At 39.1% G+C, this 17,827-nt stretch carries 14 protein-coding genes and 2 pseudogenes; 8 read left to right on the forward strand and 8 right to left on the reverse strand.

The features are described from left to right. The first annotated feature begins 281 nt into the window (after nt 1–281). Both PBAT_RS19385 and PBAT_RS19390 read left to right on the forward strand, forming a co-directional pair. Nucleotides 282–899: a sigma-70 family RNA polymerase sigma factor gene (locus PBAT_RS19385; RefSeq protein ID WP_246168249.1), complete on the forward strand. Its 618-nt coding sequence runs from the start codon at nt 282–284 to the stop codon at nt 897–899. After that, the gene (locus tag PBAT_RS19390) at nt 892–1,827 is read left to right on the forward strand and encodes a DUF4179 domain-containing protein (protein WP_068652023.1); all 936 of its coding nucleotides are present in this window, start codon (nt 892–894) and stop codon (nt 1,825–1,827) included. Before PBAT_RS19385 ends, PBAT_RS19390 begins: the two co-directional genes overlap by 8 nt. 703 nt (nt 1,828–2,530) lie before the next feature. Here PBAT_RS19390 and PBAT_RS19395 read toward each other — a convergent pair. The 3 genes from PBAT_RS19395 to PBAT_RS19405 all read right to left on the reverse strand — a co-directional run bounded on the left by PBAT_RS19395 (nt 2,531) and on the right by PBAT_RS19405 (nt 5,332). Further along, the gene (locus tag PBAT_RS19395) at nt 2,531–3,184 is read right to left on the reverse strand and encodes a cyanophycinase (protein WP_068652025.1); all 654 of its coding nucleotides are present in this window, start codon (nt 3,182–3,184) and stop codon (nt 2,531–2,533) included. A 434-nt stretch (nt 3,185–3,618) separates the two neighbouring features. Further along, on the reverse strand, nt 3,619–4,248 hold the full coding sequence (locus tag PBAT_RS19400) for a hypothetical protein (protein WP_068652027.1): 630 nt from the start codon (nt 4,246–4,248) through the stop codon (nt 3,619–3,621). 259 nt (nt 4,249–4,507) lie between these two features. Further along, a complete protein-coding gene (locus tag PBAT_RS19405; protein ID WP_068652029.1) occupies nt 4,508–5,332 on the reverse strand; it encodes a copper amine oxidase N-terminal domain-containing protein in 825 nt (274 codons plus the stop codon). Between the two features lie 426 nt (nt 5,333–5,758). On the opposite strand from PBAT_RS19405, the gene PBAT_RS19410 reads away from it, so the two are divergent. Beyond that, nucleotides 5,759–6,967, forward strand: a complete 1,209-nt coding sequence (locus PBAT_RS19410; RefSeq protein WP_068652031.1) for an IS110 family RNA-guided transposase — start codon at nt 5,759–5,761, stop codon at nt 6,965–6,967. A 1,191-nt stretch (nt 6,968–8,158) separates the two neighbouring features. On the opposite strand, the gene PBAT_RS19420 is transcribed toward PBAT_RS19410, so the two are convergent. Continuing rightward, nucleotides 8,159–8,587 (reverse strand): hypothetical protein, encoded by a 429-nt coding sequence (locus tag PBAT_RS19420; RefSeq protein WP_068652036.1) that lies wholly within the window; start codon nt 8,585–8,587, stop codon nt 8,159–8,161. Nucleotides 8,588–8,868: 281 nt separating this feature from the next. Here PBAT_RS19420 and PBAT_RS19425 point away from each other — a divergent pair, with 281 nt between their 5' ends. After that, nucleotides 8,869–9,027, forward strand: coding sequence for an asparagine synthase (locus tag PBAT_RS19425; protein ID WP_068652038.1), 159 nt, complete (start codon nt 8,869–8,871; stop codon nt 9,025–9,027). A gap of 114 nt (nt 9,028–9,141) precedes the next feature. Here PBAT_RS19425 and PBAT_RS19430 read toward each other — a convergent pair whose 3' ends face one another. Beyond that, nucleotides 9,142–9,354, reverse strand: a complete 213-nt coding sequence (locus PBAT_RS19430; RefSeq protein ID WP_068652040.1) for a DUF378 domain-containing protein — start codon at nt 9,352–9,354, stop codon at nt 9,142–9,144. Between the two features lie 624 nt (nt 9,355–9,978). Between PBAT_RS19430 and PBAT_RS19435 the strand changes: the two are divergent. After that, a pseudogene (locus PBAT_RS19435) lies at nt 9,979–11,395 on the forward strand (IS1182 family transposase). Here PBAT_RS19435 and PBAT_RS19440 read toward each other — a convergent pair. Continuing rightward, a pseudogene (locus tag PBAT_RS19440) lies at nt 11,302–12,209 on the reverse strand (amino acid permease); the annotation flags it as partial. The pseudogenes PBAT_RS19435 and PBAT_RS19440 sit on opposite strands and share 94 nt — an antisense overlap. Nucleotides 12,210–12,993: 784 nt before the next feature. On the opposite strand from PBAT_RS19440, the gene PBAT_RS19445 reads away from it, so the two are divergent. The 3 genes from PBAT_RS19445 (at nt 12,994) to PBAT_RS25340 (ending at nt 14,685) form a co-directional block, all read left to right on the forward strand. Beyond that, the gene (locus PBAT_RS19445) at nt 12,994–13,437 is read left to right on the forward strand and encodes a MarR family winged helix-turn-helix transcriptional regulator (protein ID WP_068652042.1); all 444 of its coding nucleotides are present in this window, start codon (nt 12,994–12,996) and stop codon (nt 13,435–13,437) included. A 73-nt stretch (nt 13,438–13,510) separates the two neighbouring features. Further along, nucleotides 13,511–14,377: an SDR family oxidoreductase gene (locus PBAT_RS19450; protein WP_068652044.1), complete on the forward strand. Its 867-nt coding sequence runs from the start codon at nt 13,511–13,513 to the stop codon at nt 14,375–14,377. Between the two features lie 143 nt (nt 14,378–14,520). Continuing rightward, a complete protein-coding gene (locus PBAT_RS25340) occupies nt 14,521–14,685 on the forward strand; it encodes a hypothetical protein (protein ID WP_157091330.1) in 165 nt (54 codons plus the stop codon). A 444-nt stretch (nt 14,686–15,129) separates the two neighbouring features. On the opposite strand, the gene PBAT_RS19455 is transcribed toward PBAT_RS25340, so the two are convergent. Both PBAT_RS19455 and PBAT_RS25800 read right to left on the reverse strand, forming a co-directional pair. After that, nucleotides 15,130–16,338: a hypothetical protein gene (locus PBAT_RS19455; protein WP_068652046.1), complete on the reverse strand. Its 1,209-nt coding sequence runs from the start codon at nt 16,336–16,338 to the stop codon at nt 15,130–15,132. 55 nt (nt 16,339–16,393) lie between these two features. Next, on the reverse strand, nt 16,394–17,827 hold a 1,434-nt coding region (locus tag PBAT_RS25800; protein ID WP_211267841.1), incomplete at its 5' end, for a hypothetical protein.

Genomic DNA, 17,827 nt, shown 5'->3' on the forward strand with positions numbered 1-17,827 from the left:
ATGCCTTTTTCTTAAATGCAACATCGTAAGTCTTCCTAATTTCGCCCATAAAAAAATCCCCTCCATAATAGACAGATTAATCGGCTTGCTTTTTTCTGTCTACTATAAGGGGAGCATATCATTACATAAGGGTTCTCCTGTTTTTTTATGTGAATAATTATCATGAAGAACTAACCCTATTAATAAAGGGAAATAATGCTTCTCATCTATTTGCGTCTTTTAACATAACCTGTGCGTCTAATCCTTGTAAACTTCATGAAGAACTACAAAAAGCAAGTATAATGAACGGTAACTATGGTGCGTTAAATGGCATGGAAGCTAATATATGTATGTGTGGTGGTAAATATATTCAAATGACAAGTAGGAAGGACGTGCAACACGTGAAGCAAGAAGATTTGGTAGTACAAGCAATCCGCGGTGATGAATATAGTTTTACCTTACTCATGAACGAGATGCAGGGGCGTTTATACCGAATGGCATTGTCATATGTGAGGAACAAGGATGATGCGCTGGAAATTGTACAAGAGACAGTCTACAAGGCCTTTATTTCCATTCATAAATTACAGAAACCGCAATATTTTAGCACATGGCTTATTAAAATATCCGTTAACTGCGCTCTGGACTATATTCGTAAATCCAAAAAAATCATTTACATGGATAAAGATATTGAAGATAGCTATGTCCCCGAAGATAGAGGAGATGCGATCGATTTATATGAAGCCTTGCGTGTTCTAGATGAGAAAACGAGACTCGCGATCGTCATGAGGTACTTTGAGGATATGCCGATGAAGGAAATAGCAAATATATTGGATATGCCGTTAAGTACTGTCAAATCAATTATCTACCGAGGACTGGAGAAATTGAAAATAAATCTGGAGGAGAGTGACAACAATGGATGACAAACTGAAACGATTACAGCAAGCCTATAATGATATCGAAATTCTTGATGAGCTAACTTTGGCCACTCGTCGTGGAATTGAAAAAGGTAAGATTCACCAACAGAAAACCCGCGCAACAAAACGCCGTGTGAAATGGATTACCTCCAGTGTAGCGGCTATGTTTGTCTTTTTTACAATCAGTGTCAATACGTTACCTGCCTTCGCAGGCAGCCTAGAACAGGTGCCGGTACTCGGCAAATTAGTGAGTGTGTTACATTTCTCCAAAGGGAACGCCGGGGGCGGAGTCATTCAAGATGGAACAGATGTTAATTTTATTACGGTGAAGCAACAGAAGGGCAATGATCATATTATTTTGAACTTTGCGCAAAATAATGAAGCACAACAGATAGCCAATTCATTTAATATGAAATTTACTGAAAACCCCAATACAATGACAATTTCCGTTGGTGGGGCAAGAAGATTCTCCGCTGCTAAAGATCTTGAGACGTTGAAACAAAGCAACTACATTCAAGATGCATATCAAATTATTACGATGGACGATTCAGCGATACGTTTTAATATCACGTTTAAGGAACCTGTTAACTATGAGGTGAAAGAATATAAAGATCCAGCGCAGGTCGTCATTAAGTTAACCTCTGATACGGAGAATACTGTAAAGCTTCCACCTGTATACTCTTTAAGAACGGTGTCGATGGCCTATGGAGAGGATATAGGTATGGTTGAAGAAATGCTGTTTGAGTTGGAGGGATTACGTGTATTAAAAGATCAGCAAGGCTCGTTCTTGGTGGAGGCTGGGTATTACAATACGGAAGCTGAGGCTTTGGCTCAGTTGAATCGAATTCAGAGTGAATATGGTGTTGATTCGTTAGTTGTCGAAAAAAGATCAAGCCTTCAGATTCCAGAGTTCATTTCTTCTGAAAAGAAATAATTTATAAACCCATTTAACAATAAAAGCAATTGGCCGCAATTATGCGGTCTTTTTCTTGGTAGGGAATTAAAAGTAAAATAATGGATATGTTATTATCGTAAGATAACAATGTGATGGAATATTCAATCGATCGTAGGGATTAACTAGAAAATCCATTGCTTTTTTGCTTATTCTTATTTGGGATCTATATATAATTCATGGTGTGAAATATAATCAGAAAGTTATTCAAGAGATGCATAGAAATTATTTAAAACCTGCATGATATATTCTAAAAAAATCTGACAACAACTACTACAACATAGAAACAGTAAACAATTCTTGAAGTCTAACAGTAGAGTACTTAATAGAGATGATTTTAGAGTTAATGAGACAATGTGAAAATACTAGTGAAATTAATCACTAGAGTTCAAATGAGTCCTGTCTCAATGAATTCCATATACTTAAACACAAAACCCGTATTTTGTACATATGTACATATCATCATTTATTCTACTCTCTTTTTTTTTGTCGGGATCTGAGGACAAGAACATGTACCCATTCCCTCTTACTTCAGTTCTTAACTGTGAATATATGTACGTTTAGAATATCATCATTGTTGCGGATAACTACCCGTTAACTTAATGAAAACAAGGAGCAGCTGCCATGGCAAACTGTTCCTTGTTTGATTGAACTATCGTGTCCCGTTAGTTTAACAAAGAAGTTCTTAATCATTTATTTCAATATGGTGTACATATTCACCAAACTCTGATTCGAATTTACCATTTTTAAAGAGAGCACATGCTTCTTCGTCAATACCTATGCCATATCTGATTTTATGATTTTTCATACCTTCTAAAAGATTAACTTTATCATTCCATTCCGTAAAATGTACACCAATTAAAATGTCACTTAACAAACCAATTCCCGCTTTTGATAACATTTCTCCATTGCTTGAATCTTTAGGTGAAATCAAACAAATTTCGGGTAAAATTAATGCTCCTGCTGAAGAACCAGCTATTGGAACTCCTTTACTATAACAATCCTTTAATATGCTTTTTATTGGTTCCATTGCATAATAAGCGTGATATTTTTCCGTATCTCCACCTCCAATAAAAATCCCAGTAGCTTCTTGTAATAATTCTTCAGCTATTTTTTCGTTTAACTCTCCATTATCGTCAGGTAAGATAACAGAAATATGTACTACTCCATTTCTTTTCCAAACATCTGTATATCTAGGTAGATATTCTTCCCATCCTGATCTATTCATGATTAAAAGTACTATTTTAGCGTTTTGCCCTCCTGATTTTTGTATAAACAGCTCATTTGCTTCTTCTAACGAAGGATTCGCCCCAAATAAAAATAAATATTTATCTGTCATTTCTTTGATTCCCCCATTGTAAATTATTGTATGAATTAAGCCATTGTATCATATTTCACAGAATTATTTGTTGGATTTTATTCGACAATTCTGCCCGTTAGCTTAATCATCATCGGTTAGCGGTACAGAATCTTGTCTTCCGACACGGGATGTCTGAGGACAAGAACATGTACTCTTAAAAGACAAGAACATGTGCCCATTCCCTCTTACTTCTTATGTTCTTATGTTCTTATGTTCTTATGTTCTTAATGTTCTTATGTTCTTAATGTTCTTATGTTCTTAACTGTAAGTATATGGACGGTATAAATATCTCAATGTTGCGGATAACTGCCCGTTAGCTTAATAAAAATGAGCAGGATACGTAGCACCTGCTCATCATTGTGTGTTATTCAACTATAGTGTCCCGTTAGCGGAACACTAAACATACTTTTTTATTACTTTCCTCCAACATGGAACACACCAATTACGGTTTCACCATCAACGTCATACAGCGGAATATCACGACCACCTGGTGATCTACTGTTCTGTATCGCAATGGCTTCCTCGGGTGATTTTGGTAGCTCACCGTCTAAGGCTTTTTTCAGCACATATCCTGCAGTGCCATCCACACCTATAGCACTAATTAATTCAGGTTCCGTTTCTGGAGAAGTAGCATCTGCGCTAGAACCATATGTCTTTCCGTTTTTATTTTTAGGATAGTTCATATTCTTAGCGCCAATATGAAAAGAACCAATTATGGTTTTCCCATAAACATTATACAGTGGGACATCGCCAGGTTCACCGAGATAATCTATTTTCAGCAAATACCCTTTAATGCCATTCACACTTCCTGCATGGATTAAATCAGGTAGCATTTCAACGGAGGTGGCTTCTTCAGCAGAACCGTATGTCTGTCCATGTTCATTTTCAGGATAGTTAGAAGAATGATAGTTAGAAGAATTTGTGTGGCTTTGATTAGTCGTACTTTTAGCATACGTGCTTTGGAATACCATTACACCGCCCACTACACAAACGATAAAAACCACACCAATCAATATTCTAATTCTTTTAGAATACATCCTCATATTTGTTCACTCCTAAAAGTTTTCTCGCTCTTCACTCTATAGCCGTTGTCCCGTCTGTTTCACTTCTTAAAATGGAAGGTCACACTAAACTGGCCGTTAGCCATACATGCAGCGCAAGCCCGCACCACAGATTATGGAAGTAAATGCGTTCTTCATGAAAGCGCAATGAAGGCTGCCGTTTCTACTTGTCGGCAGCCTGTGCGTTGTTACTGAACTATTCTATTTAAACTCGTTAGTCACAATAATAAAATTGGTTGCCTTACGGAGCTGAATTGCTGATAACCGTCAGAAAACCATTCTTTGTTGCGGTATCAATGAACTGATACATAGATTTTTTAGCTGCATCGTTAAACAAATACCATTGATTTTCTGTCGCATCATAAATGTGAACCTCAGGGGCGGCTTCTGGTGAACTTTGAGATAAAGAGTAGATATCAAATCGTTTGATGCTATTCCCTTCTTGATCCAAAAAATCATATTGTCCCGTCCCATACTGAACCGACCAAGTAGGATCAGAAGGAGCTTCGACTTTGCTTCCTTTGTTATCGACAAAATTATTATAAATGGCTTCGATATTGGCATTTCCTTTGATTTGATTGACTACGCTGCCCATCGTCATGTGGAAATCTTGCTGCAATGCTGTCACTTTTACACCATCAATAAACAATGGCTCGGTATCGACAGTTACTGTCAAATTTCTATAATTGATATTACAGCCAAACGTTTCTGCAAGAAAGCGAAGTGGAACAATTATACGATTATTCTTTATAAATGGTTTTACATCTAGTAGCACCGTCTTACCGTTTTTGACCGCTGTACTGCTATTCAGTTTTAAGATAACTTGCATATCGCCTCTAGTGAGAGTCACTTCCGAATCCGACCAATTGACCTTAGCTCCCAAATTTTCACTGATAACACGCAAAGGTACCATTGTACGGGTGTTCCTGATTTCTGGATCCACCTCGGATGGAATAACAACACCGTCAACCTTGATTTGAATGTTTGTTGCAGCTGCAGCATAAGCAGGTAAAGAAGTAATTACTAGTAGAAAAATAAGAAAAACCACTGAAAATATTCGTTTCATTCTTTAACGACTCCTTTTTCGAAAATTTATTATTAATTTGTACTTTCACCTTGTTTCCATCATTGGACTATTTAACAGCCTGATCTTCCTTCCCAATCACCCTAGTTACTTATATAACGTTTATTACAGGGAAAGGTTGTAAGCGAAGAAGTGACGTTTATTACGCTATCCTGCCCGTTCGTATTATGAGATCAACCAGTTCTTTCTGGTTGATCCTTTTTTTATTTTCATAGAGGATTAAGGTAGCCTGGTCGAACGTACCTGCCCGTGGGACTTGATCCCGAGCGCTATAATGTTCACCCCTACTTGTCATGACCATGATTGAGGCTGGTTGGGACGTAAGATCCCGTATAACAAGCGATGCTATGGAGCGACAAGAGGAAAGGTAGGGGCTGCCAGTAAATCTAACATACAGGGAGAGATGAAATGAATCCAGTTATCGGTCTAGATATTTCTAAAGAAGAAAGCCATGGACAAGCCTTTTTAGAGCGCGGAAACCCATTCAGAGGGACGTTCCATTTCCAGCACACTCGTCATGGTCTAGCGAATCTCCATCAAGTTTTAAAGGACGTTGAGTCTGTATCCAAACAACGTCCTTTACTTATTCTAGAAGCAACCGGACATTACCAAAGCCCCGTTGTTCAGTTCCTAGAGGAGCATCAATATATTTACATTGTCATTAATCCGCTCATCTCAAATCGGCTTAGGAAGTCTCAGCTTCGTAAAGTAAAGACGGATGCTGCTGACGCTTATCTTTTGGGAGAGTTGTACTACAAAGAAGAGTTTGAATCCTTTAAGAAAAGGGGTGTGCAACTGCTCAATCTACGCTATTTAATAAGGCAATATGAGTCTCTTTCAAAAATGTGTGTACAGACTAAACTGCAATTCCAAGCTGTTCTAGATCAGGTCTTCCCTGCTTACAAAGGTGTCTTTGGATCTATGTATTCAGGTATCTCGCTACGGTTTTTAAGTGAATTCCCAACCTCATATTTGGTTTTGCAGACGGATGAAGATACACTCAAAGCTAAAATGAAAGAACTGCTTTCTTCCAAACGAGGACGTTCAGAGGATTGGATTAACCAACGCGTTCAACGGCTGCTAGATGCAGCAAAACAAAACCCATTTCAGCAAACCATGTACGCAAGCCACTTAATTAATTTGAAAGTCCTTATTACCCTCATTCTTCAATACCAAGAGCATCTTACAGGATTGGAACAGAACATAGATGCTCTGGCTGAAGAAATTGAAGAATTTGAATTAATTCAGTCGATTCCCGGTATTGGACATAAAATTGCGGCAACAATTTTATCTGAAATTGGAGAAGTCGACCGATTTGATCATCCCAAAAAGCTAGTCGCTTTTGCAGGCATTGATCCAAGTGTCTTTGCTTCGGGCAAGTTCACGGCAACTCGAAATCGAATCACGAAACGCGGTTCCAGGCAGCTTCGATATGCATTAGTTTTGGCTGTCCAATGTGGCTTAATCCGCGCTCGCAATATTCGAATCAAAGAGTTCTACGATCGTAAGAGAGCCGAAGGAAAACCACATAAAGTGGCTCTGGTCGCATGTGCCAATAAATTGGTTCATTGGCTATATGCCATCATGAAAAACAAAAAGACATTCCGGTCTGCTTAATATGAAAGCAGTGGTATAACCTTCCAAATGAAATGAAATTGGAGGGTTATTTGGTTTGCTTGCTTTTAAATATACCACATGAATATGCTTCACTTTACTGGTAATCTTGACAAGCTATTAGCTGGTATAGCTTAATCATCATAGTCCACCGTAATTTATTCTTGACCTATGTTGATGATTAGCATTAGATATTTTATTGTCTTCCGAAAGATGCCGTGTTGTGGAGTACAATTGATTCGAACCTACTTGGAACGCTAATAAACGCCCTGAACTTGACTTCGCGGCTAACGGTACAAGTTCTTGTCCATTGTCGGCAATAGTTACAGGTTCTTGTCTCGAGCAAAGGACAAGAACCTATAACCATAAAATTAAAAAAGCCCGCCTAGAGCGGGTTCCAATAGGTATATGTTCTTGTCCTCTTACAATTTTTCACTAATCTTTACAATTGGATAGTAAGCGGTAAAAATCCATCGTATGTTAGCCATGTAATATCATTGATATGTGAATCGTAAACGGGGAAATGACTTATATTATGATTTTGAAATAAGTCCTTGTAATGCGTGCGCAGCCTACTGAGCCATGTAATGAAGATGGGCATTAGGTTCATCCTGTCCGAGGGAATCTTCAGCATAGATGAAGTCTAGTCCTATCAATTGAAATGATTTCGATTTGTTCATAGACTAATAATAGATACTCTATTTGCTCTGAACCATACCCACTGAGAACATCGTGAACCAAGCAATGAGGAGTGATTTTCTCAAGGTATTTATTATTAATTTGGCGGCGTGTATCATCGATCGCGTAAAAAATCTCCCATATTTTTTTGTCAACTTTCAAGTCTTCTTTATGTGCCCACTCCCACAAACGCAGAATCACCTGTTCGGAAGCGAATACTGCATGTTTCAGGTTGTCAGCTTTTTCTGACCAGTATTATACAAGATTCAAACACAAATAAATGCACCTAAGTACCTTTAAAGGTTTATTCTTGGCCTGTAAAGCATGACTTAACTATTCTAGTAGTCCAATTATATTCCTTGCTAGCCCCACCACCCATTCAAAACTAATAAAAATCCAACTGATTTCAATTTCTGAATCAGAAAGGTTTTGAAATTATTTTGTTCATTTTCATCAATATATTTTTAAGAATTTTGGATGTTGAATTATCGAATCCATAGAGTGGCTTGGAGATCTTTACAGAAATTTTTTTAATTGTTGAATGTTATTTTCCTCAAACCTCAACAGCTTATCCATGAGACCTACAATCTGATGTTCTGCCTGTTGGTATCGTTTGATGTTCTTCACCGCATCAATTACACCCATATTACTTCCTATAATTAGCATTTCAGAAATATGAGAAGGTGATTTGTTGGTCAGCGTTTGCATGTTGATCATCAGATAGGTTTTGATTTTGTCAAATGTGCTAATCCCTTTTTCATCATAACCGTTATTATTTAGTAGTGACCTGGCAGTATTATTAATTTCTTGGTACTCATTCAACTGGGAATGTAAATGTTTCTTGAAATTTTCATCTTCGACAATGCCAATCAACTGGTGTATTGTATCTACCCCCATTTGAGAGTTCTGATATATAAAATTCAAAAGTTCTGCATTTCCACTCATGTGATATCACGCTCCTTTAACGTTTAGTATGGGTGCCAATCAACTTAAGTATTCATAAAAATTACAGTACCAACAGGAATGTAACCAAATGCTCATTATTATTTTGTATATCGATACCTTCATATCTACATTGCATCAACTATTCTCCAAAGTAAATTCACTATCCTACCCGGTTGCTTAATCTTCTTCCTGAAAAAAAACTTCCATTGAGAATTGAATATTTTATTTTACTTGATTCATAATAATTTCTGTCTTTCAACAAACCAAACAGGAGTGATTACATTGCGGAAGGATTGATCAATACAGTTCTTGGAACAGTGGTTACGGCTTCAGCGGCTTCACTGCTTGGAAGCAAGTATATACTTGCTGTCGTAGGTGTGCTTGGTTTTGGTCTAGCACATGTCGTATTGGGTGCGATTGACCTATTTGAACACCGGTAATCATCACTTGGAAAGACCAAGGAGAACTTCTCCCTGTTTTTTTATTTTCTCGACCTTAGCTATACGGCCCAAAACAAAAAAACATGCCGCCTGATGAGCAGCATGTTACATATTTTACTTGGCTTCCGCGCCGTTACTCACATCATTAATAAATTTAAATGCGTAAATTGCACATATGCCAACGATTATATAGATGGTGCGGGCAAACCATGAATCCTGACCGCCGAAAATCGAAGCAACCAGATCATACTGGAATAATCCCACCAAAAGCCAATTAAGCCCACCTACAATCAACAAAATCAAGGCTATGACGCTGAAAGTTTTCATTTTTTCACTCCATTTCATGTAAACATTTTTTTGTGTCAGGGAAAGAAATCTAATAATAGGTTTGCCCTATCCCGCATTTTTATTCCAAAATATAAACAAGTTAAGATATTATTTTGCCAAATTTTTTCGACAAACACCTAAACACTCAAACAGACTCAATCACTTGAATAATTAAACAAAAAAGCCGCGGATTACGAGACTTCGACGAGCGTGTGGTTAGACATGATGCATCGTCTGCATCGCCGGCAGCTCATCGCCGGTACCTATTAGTATTGTAAATTTGTTAGATACCAGAATGCTTTAAGAACCGATGCTCGAACTGCGTGTGTTTAAATATCAAATGTTTACTTTGGCAATATATTTCTTTAATAGTTATGATTAACGACAATACTTCTTCTACCGGTGTTCAACTAGAGCATTCTCGTGTAAACGGCCTCCTTCCTTACTTCCTCTGAATATAATTTAATTAGTTCTCTCTTTTTCTCGAAAAAATACACCCCCTAAGTATTCAAGGCCACTGAAAAAGTCCTAATTATGAAAGAGGCACAATCTTCTCACGTTTTTTTGAGGAGATTGTGTCTTTTCTCTGTATAATCAAGGTATTATATCAAGTAGATGATTGAGATGATCCAACAACAACATACCATTACTTTAATCCTTATATAGAACTCTATAACTTGGTGATACCGAAGGATAATATGTTGCGGCAAATCAATGAGTTAGTGGATTTCTCCTTTGTTTATGAAGAATTGTAAGAACTCTATTGTCTGGATAATGGCCGAAATGCGATCGATCCCATTCGAATGTTCAAGTACTTGCTACTGAAGGCGATTTTTGAGCTGTCTGACATTGACATTGTCGAGCGTTCCAAGTACGACATGTCGTTCAAGTGCTTTCTCGATATGGCACCAGAAGATCCGGTGATTGATGCCAGTTCGCTAACCAAGTTCCGAAAGTTACGGCTGAAAGACTTAAACCTGCTCGACATGCTAGTGAGCAAAACAGTGGAAATTTGCGCTTGAGAAGGGCATTATAAAATGCAAAGCCATCATTGTCGATGCAACCCATACGAAAGCTCGTTACAACCAAAAATCCCCTCGGGAAATCTTTTTAGATCGTTCCCTCAAGTTGAGAAAAGCGATCTATAAGGCGGATGAAACGCTTAAGGCTAAGTTCCCGGCTAAAACCACCAGCGATGGATGAACTCGGCTACTGTCAAAAACTTATTGCTGTGCTTGAAGCTGAAGGCGGCATTTGCGAGTTGCCGAAGATTAAAGAACCATTGAATCTCTTAAAAGAAACGGTCACTGACGACCTGGAGCAACTGAGAATCTCAAAAGACCAAGATGCAAAAGTAGGGCATAAAAGCGCCGACTCCTCGTTTCTCGGATACAAAACGCATATAGCCATGACCGAGGAAAGGATTATTACGGCAGCGATTGTCACGACGGGCGAAAAGAATGACGGGAAACAGTTACAAACGTTGATTGAGAAAAGCAAGGCAACGGGCATGGAAGTCAGATCCGTAATCGGTGACACGGCTTACTCGGAAAAAGACAACATCATGTACACCAAAGAAAAGGAAATTGAACTTATCGCCAAACTCAATCCACTCATTACACAAGGAAAACGCAAGAAAGAAGAGGAGTTCCAATATAATAAAGATGCAGGCATGTATGTGTGTAAGGCTGGCCATATGGCAGTCCGAAAAGCACGTCAAGGAAAAAATGGGGTTAACAACAACCAAACGCATACCTACTACTTCAATGTGGAACTATGCAAGAGATGTCCATTCAAGGAAGGGTGCTACACTGAAGGAGCGAAGAGCAAAACCTATTCGGTGAGTATCAAATCCGCTGAGCATACCGAACAAATGGCGTTCCAAGAACGATACAAAATTGAGGCGAAGAACAGTGAGCTCAAACACAGGCACGGGTATGACGTAGCAAGCGATGCTGTCATCTTGGAGAACCCAGCAATGATCAGCACCCCGTTAAACAAATGCGGCACAAAGGCCAGATGGTCGCTGCTAAGCGCGTGAACAAAAGGACTTTCTTTTGGATTAAAAGCACTAAGCGGCACCATGATTACCGCAAGTCCGATTGACAGAACATATAAAGTTGCCAGTCCCAACAGCATCACCTTACCCGCTTTTGGGGCTTCCTTAGGTTCCTTTAGCCTGTAGGACATTATCCCCAGCACCTCAATTCCACCATAGGCATAAAAAGCATAAATAAAGGCAGACCACAATCCGATACCTCCTGACGGAAACAATGCTTTAAAACCAAGTGGAACTTTCGGTGTGAACTTAGAACCGCCGATCCAACCCGCCAGAAGAACCCCAGCAATAACAAGGAATATCAGTATAGCCGCTACTTTAATGATGGCCAGAATAATTTCAACCCTGTCAAATCCCTTATTGCCGAAAAACACGATCAACAGGCTTACAATAGCAAAGCCGGCAGCAAATACCCACATCGGTATTGCCGGGAACCAAAATCGTGAAAATATGGACAATGCCGTGAGTTGACTTCCTATTATCAACAGTTCTGAGAACCAGTATACCCAGCCGCTCCCCCGAACCCGGCCCAGTCTCCAAATGCTATTTTGGCGTAAGATCGGAATGATCCCTGCTCCGGATGTTCTGCAGTCATACGTGCCAATGCATCAAATACGACGTAAGTACCAACAGCCGCTAAAATGTAGGCAAGCAGTACTCCCAGGCCACCCATGGAGATCGCCAGACCTGAGCCCAAAAAGTATCCGGTACCTATAGTCCCTGCTATACCTAATAAGCTCAGTTGCCACCATTTCAATTTCTTATCTTCTTCAGTTTTACTGGAGGTTTGCTTCATGAATTCCGTCCTCATCCTGATTAGAATTTTAGATATCTCTCATCTCTAGAATTCCCCTCAAGCGAGTCCGTTATTTCCGGTAATCATAAAAAAGCCTGCGGACCACAAAGGAGGATGAATACTATAGGACTGTTTTTTTGATATGGCAAAACTAATATACTTCTTAGTTCTCAGTAATCGAATCTATCAGTATATTATAGCCATATCGGTCGCTAATTAAAGGAACCTTATTTTTTTCGTAGAGTATCGATTAAAAATGCTCTGTTTTCAATAGGGCCTTTTATTATATCACATTCAAGAGAATACAACCTTGGAAGTGTTTTTTCATTGGCAACAAGAGTTAGGTATTTCGTAGAAGTGAAAATGAAAGCCATTGAAAAGAGATTAGCTAGGATTCCTGTTAAAGGGGTCGCGCCAGCAAAACGTGAAAAACGTAAGCTAAGATAAACACTCATCACAGTCTTTTTCGACACGACCGGCAATAAACGTGTTTACCGCGTCTACTTCCGCATTAACTAAAGATCGAAAATCATAACTTTATGTGAATAAACCTTTACCATTTCTACTTCATTTCTCCAACAAACCATAGTTTGAAGTGCTTTTTTTTCTTACGCTTTATTTGATTCAATTCAAGACATGAGTTCTCTCATTCATACTAATTCCGTTTCAAAGGATAATAATTTATTTTATACGACTTTGTTTTTATTATATTGACTTACCCTAAAATAGTTAGTACACTAACCACTGTGGGGTGATTCATAAAACTTGAACAATGGAGGTTGAAATGAAATTAGTCGGTTATTTAATTATGAAAATCGCCAAGGATCTTCGGTATGAACTTGCAAAGGAGCTTGAATCTTTGGATCTAACACCAGCACAATGGGCCGTTTTAAAAAATATTGATATGAAAGAAGAAATGAATAGCTCCTTAAATGAACGAACTTCTAAATCCGTTGCACACGAGCTTGAATTTGATAAACCAACCGTTTCAGGTATCATTAATCGCCTAGAGATGAAAAATATGATCCGTAAGCAGCCTCATCCCCATGATAAACGATCCTTTATATTGTCACTAACAAAAGAAGCAAAGCAGCTTATTCCTCATCTTGAAGAAGCAAGTGAGCGCGTTATGATAAGATCACTGTCTGATCTTTCCCCTGGAGAATGTACACAATTTTTTGGATATCTCCAAAAGGTGGAATCTACACTACATCATGCAAATGTATAAGCATTCTATAAATATAATTATGTAGTAAGTGCACTAACTAAGTAGTAAAAACTATTTCTGAGGAGAAGTCGATATGACCACCATATTAGTAACAGGATCTACAGGGAATATCGGGAATAACGTTGTAACTGAGCTACTCAAACGAGAGGCAAAGGTTCGAGCAGTAGTGACCAACATAGAGAGAGCAAAAACATTTATTCAACCGCATCCCAATTTAGAAATTGCACCATTTGATTTTCTCCAACCCTCCACCTATCCAGCAGTGCTCAAGGACATAAAAAAAATCTTCTTAATACGTCCACCTCAACTAGCAAAACCAAAAAAGGATATGCTCCCCTTCCTGCAAGCTGCTAAATCGGCTGGAGTTGAGCACATTGTATTCGTATCTTTAATCGGCGTGGAAAAGAACCTTGTTGTTCCACATCACAAAATCGAAAATTTGATCCTTGAATTAGGCTTTACCTACACTTTCTTGCGTCCAAGCTTCTTTATGCAGAATTTGAATACCACACACCGTGAAGATATTTCGATTCGAAACGAATTATACATTCCTGTAGGGAAGGCAAAAACCAGTTTCATTGATACACGTGATATTGGAGAAGCCGCTGCAATATGCCTTACCCATGTAGGACATGAGAATAAGAAATATGAATTAACAGGTCTCGAAGCCCTTAGCTATGATGAAGTCGCTACCATAATGTCTAGAATCTTAGGTCGGAAAATTGTATATAAAAACCCAAATGTTTTTGCATTTCGAAAAACATGTATTAAACGAGGCATGCCAAAGGGGTTCGCAAATGTGATGACAATGCTCTACACGATGACCAAGTTTGGTACCGCAAAAACGATAACTCATGACCTAGAAAAAATTCTAACTCGTAACCCCATCACCTTTGAGCAATATGTTAAAGATCATAAAGGAGACTTCAATAAGAAGTAGATAACAAGGAGGGCTACAGCTTGGAACAGATAAATTGAATATCCTCATAAAATGCAATCAGCGTCTGGAAAACGGTCTAACAAATCTTAAAAGGTGTCACCAAAGAAAGGATAAGGACCCCATTGCTCAGAAGAGGTGAAAGCATGTTTCCTGCTGAACTGCTTCAGATACCCTGGGGAGTTATTGAAGCTAAACGAAGTTGCTTATTAGATAATAATCAAATCGGCAATAGTACCATGTTCTTGTCCATTGTCGGAAATAAGTACAAGTTCTTGTCTCGAGCAAAGGACAAGAACTTGTACCTATAAAATAAAAAATCCGCACCCATCGCGGATTCCATTAGGTATATATTCTTGTCCTCTTACAATAGGTAGAGCCACACGTCTCCGACATGATCTCCTTTCGGCTAATGAAGGAATAACGTGCAATCAACAACTTCTCGGGTGTTCGGGAATCATTACACCCTTATTCTAACAAAGTTATATACCCGAGTAGGCACTTTAGTGTTATTGAACATGACTACAAAAAAAATAAGATATGTGTTGATACTTCATATCTTAAGACTAAATGACCCTTTAAAATGTGGTTGAGAATAATAATTAGATCTTTAATGAATTAATTACTGAGAAATCATTTAGTAACTCTATTTTTAAGATATACCCTTAAAATCCTTCTATCAACTGCTTTTTTTGCCTTATTTATAATTATCCTACTTTTTCAATATTTTTAAATCTTATTACGATCAGTGGGTTTTACCAACTCTCGGTTACTCTAAATACCACATCAACTGTATTAGAGCCTCCCCCGCCAATATTTGTCACAGCTAATGTTACGATTTGATTTTCAGGAAGTGTGAAGTCCAATAGTTCTGATGATGCTAATATCCTGGTATCGCCTTTCCCGCCTCCTGTAACACCTTGAAATACCACTTCTCCCCCGATAATCGTCGTGGAAGAATTGTTTACCAACAGGGCCGTTTCACTATCGGGAATGATCGTTGTAGCTGTGGGGAAATTAACAAATGATCCATTTAGCGTTCCGCCCAAGAGTACTTGATAGCTAAGATCTACGGATGAAATAATGTTTATTTCTTCTAGATCCACCTGAACAGAATTCGTTCTAGCTGATCCCGATGGGAAAACCGCTTTCCTTGCAAAGGATATGACGGGCGTTTGTGTTGATGTAACGTTTGTAATTCTCCTCCTTTCCGAAGTGACTCTAAAGGTAGGATCATATTTTCCAATAATACTATATTGTCTTCCTCCGACAAAAAGGCTGTAAGCTGCGGCGGTTCCGTTATTATCGATTTGTGCTCTTAGTGGAAGATTGGGATCAACAAAACTCGTTTGGCCTGTTGGAGAGAATCGATGAACGGTAATCACCTCTTGCGCTAACGTCAACGGATCAGGGATGACTACTCTAAATTCGATCACTCCGTAACCATACCAAGTAAAAAGAACATGAAAAATATTTCCTTTAGATAGATTGAGCGTCGCTCCGCTTGGTCCAGTTCCGTCTAATCGGTCTACATTCCATAAACTTTGAGGAATTGTTGTATCGGTTCCTCCTCTGCGTATGACTACGAATACATTTGTACTATTGACTCCAAAAAAAGCTCCATTCTGACTGTCGAACAAACCCCATCGTCCAATCTGACTGCCTGTCGGCAGCAAAGGTATTCGAACGCCAATTCCTGCTTCTCCTGCAAAGCCTGGTTCGTACCTTCCTCGCAATACGCTTTCTAAAATGGACGAATCTATTCCGTTAGCAGTATTGGTTAAATTATATTCCGTTGCATTATTGGTAACCGTCCCACCCCCGACAGTCGTAACAGCATCTCTTAACACTGATAGACCGTATACAGAAGTTAACTCAACGATTGGAGTTTTTTGTGAGACGACTAGCTCATTGAATTGCGAACTTACATTTGGGCCAATATTCGAGATTATAATATCTGACATAATACATCCTCCTTTGCAGAAAGGGGTGAAAAAATACCCCCATTCCGTTTACTTATTACCATTCTTCGGTAAGACTGAAGGTGGCAGTAACAGTGTTAGTACCTCCACTTAAATTCGCTACGGCTAAAGTGACAATTTCAGTATCAGGGAGCTGGAAATTCAATAATGAAGCAGAAGCTAATATTCTAGCACTTCCCTCAGTACCAGCTGCTAAACCTTGTAATAGTACTTGACCGCCTGTTATTGTCGTTAGCGTGCTGTTAACTAGAAGAGCTGTCTCCGAAGTTGGAATATTAGTCGTCGCAGTTGGAAAGTTTGCAAAAGCTCCATTAATTGTTCCACCTAGTACGATCTGATAGTAAATATCCGCTGAAGTTACAAGATCAATACCTTCTAGTTTGATACTCACTGAATTCGTCCTACCCGAACCTGTCGGGAAGGTTCCCTTTCTTTGAAAAGACAAAATTGGTGTACGCGTTCCTGTTGCAGTTACGGTTCTTCTTTCAGAAGTAACCCTGAAAACGGGACTATATTTGCCTAATACGCTATATTGTCTTCCTCCAACAAATAAATTGAGTACAGATGCCGTACCATTATTAAAGATTTCTGCACGAACAGGAAGATTAGGATCTGCCAGACTCGTTTGCCCATTCGGAGAGAATCGGTTAACTATAATTACTTCTTGTGCTAAAGTCGTAGGATCAGGGATGACGACTCTAAATTCGATTACTCCATACCCATACCAAGTAAACACGATTTGAAATATATTCCCTTTAGATAAAGTAAGCGTCGCTCCACTTGGCCCAGTTCCATCCAATTTATCCACGTTCCAAGATGCTTGAGGAATAATGGTGTCAACACTTGCTCTTCTTATTCCTACAAATATTCCATTAGCTACGCTCTGGCCAAAGAATAAGCCGTTCTGATCGTCAAAAACGCCCCATCTCACCACTTGAGCTCCTGTCGGTGGAGCCGGTAAACGGACACCTATTCCTACTTCTCCGGCTAAACCTGATTCATACCTTCCTCTTTCTGAGCTTTGAAGGATAGCAATATCAGCTCCGGTTGAGGTAGTTAATTGAAACTCCGTATTATTAGTTCCAACTGTACCGCTGCCCAATGTGGAAACAATGTCTCTTAGGTTGGATAAGCCATATACCGAAGTCAACTCAATGAGCGGCGTTTTTTCATTTGTTCTTAATTCGCTAAATTGGGAGCTTACATTTGGTCCTACTCCCACGATAGTCGCAGTAGAGTCAAACGTACCCGTTGCTCCAGTGGCTCCTGTAACTCCAGTAACTCCAGTAACTCCCGTTGCTCCCGTAACTCCAGTAACTCCCGTGGCACCTGTGGCTCCCGTTTCACCTGTTACTCCTGTTACTCCAGTCGCTCCAGTGGCTCCAGTGGCACCCGTAGCTCCCGTTTCACCTGTTACTCCTGTAGCTCCCGTTACTCCTGTAACTCCTGTTACTCCAGTGGCTCCTGTAAC

The organism is Paenibacillus antarcticus (assembly GCF_001637225.1).
In the GTDB taxonomy this organism is placed as follows: domain Bacteria; phylum Bacillota; class Bacilli; order Paenibacillales; family Paenibacillaceae; genus Paenibacillus_AQ; species Paenibacillus_AQ antarcticus.

Bases quoted from the DNA above. Each gene is read 5' to 3' on its own strand.
- PBAT_RS19410 (WP_068652031.1), top strand. From the start codon at position 5,759: ATGAATCCAGTTATCGGTCTAGATATTTCTAAAGAAGAAAGCCATGGA.
- PBAT_RS19445 (WP_068652042.1), top strand. From the start codon at position 12,994: ATGAAATTAGTCGGTTATTTAATTATGAAAATCGCCAAGGATCTTCGG.
- PBAT_RS19385 (WP_246168249.1), top strand. From the start codon at position 282: ATGAACGGTAACTATGGTGCGTTAAATGGCATGGAAGCTAATATATGT.
- PBAT_RS25340 (WP_157091330.1), top strand. From the start codon at position 14,521: ATGTTTCCTGCTGAACTGCTTCAGATACCCTGGGGAGTTATTGAAGCT.
- PBAT_RS19405 (WP_068652029.1), bottom strand. From the start codon at position 5,332: ATGAAACGAATATTTTCAGTGGTTTTTCTTATTTTTCTACTAGTAATT.
- PBAT_RS19430 (WP_068652040.1), bottom strand. From the start codon at position 9,354: ATGAAAACTTTCAGCGTCATAGCCTTGATTTTGTTGATTGTAGGTGGG.
- PBAT_RS19455 (WP_068652046.1), bottom strand. From the start codon at position 16,338: ATGTCAGATATTATAATCTCGAATATTGGCCCAAATGTAAGTTCGCAA.
- PBAT_RS19400 (WP_068652027.1), bottom strand. From the start codon at position 4,248: ATGAGGATGTATTCTAAAAGAATTAGAATATTGATTGGTGTGGTTTTT.
- PBAT_RS19450 (WP_068652044.1), top strand. From the start codon at position 13,511: ATGACCACCATATTAGTAACAGGATCTACAGGGAATATCGGGAATAAC.
- PBAT_RS19390 (WP_068652023.1), top strand. From the start codon at position 892: ATGGATGACAAACTGAAACGATTACAGCAAGCCTATAATGATATCGAA.
- PBAT_RS19420 (WP_068652036.1), bottom strand. From the start codon at position 8,587: ATGAGTGGAAATGCAGAACTTTTGAATTTTATATATCAGAACTCTCAA.
- PBAT_RS19395 (WP_068652025.1), bottom strand. From the start codon at position 3,184: ATGACAGATAAATATTTATTTTTATTTGGGGCGAATCCTTCGTTAGAA.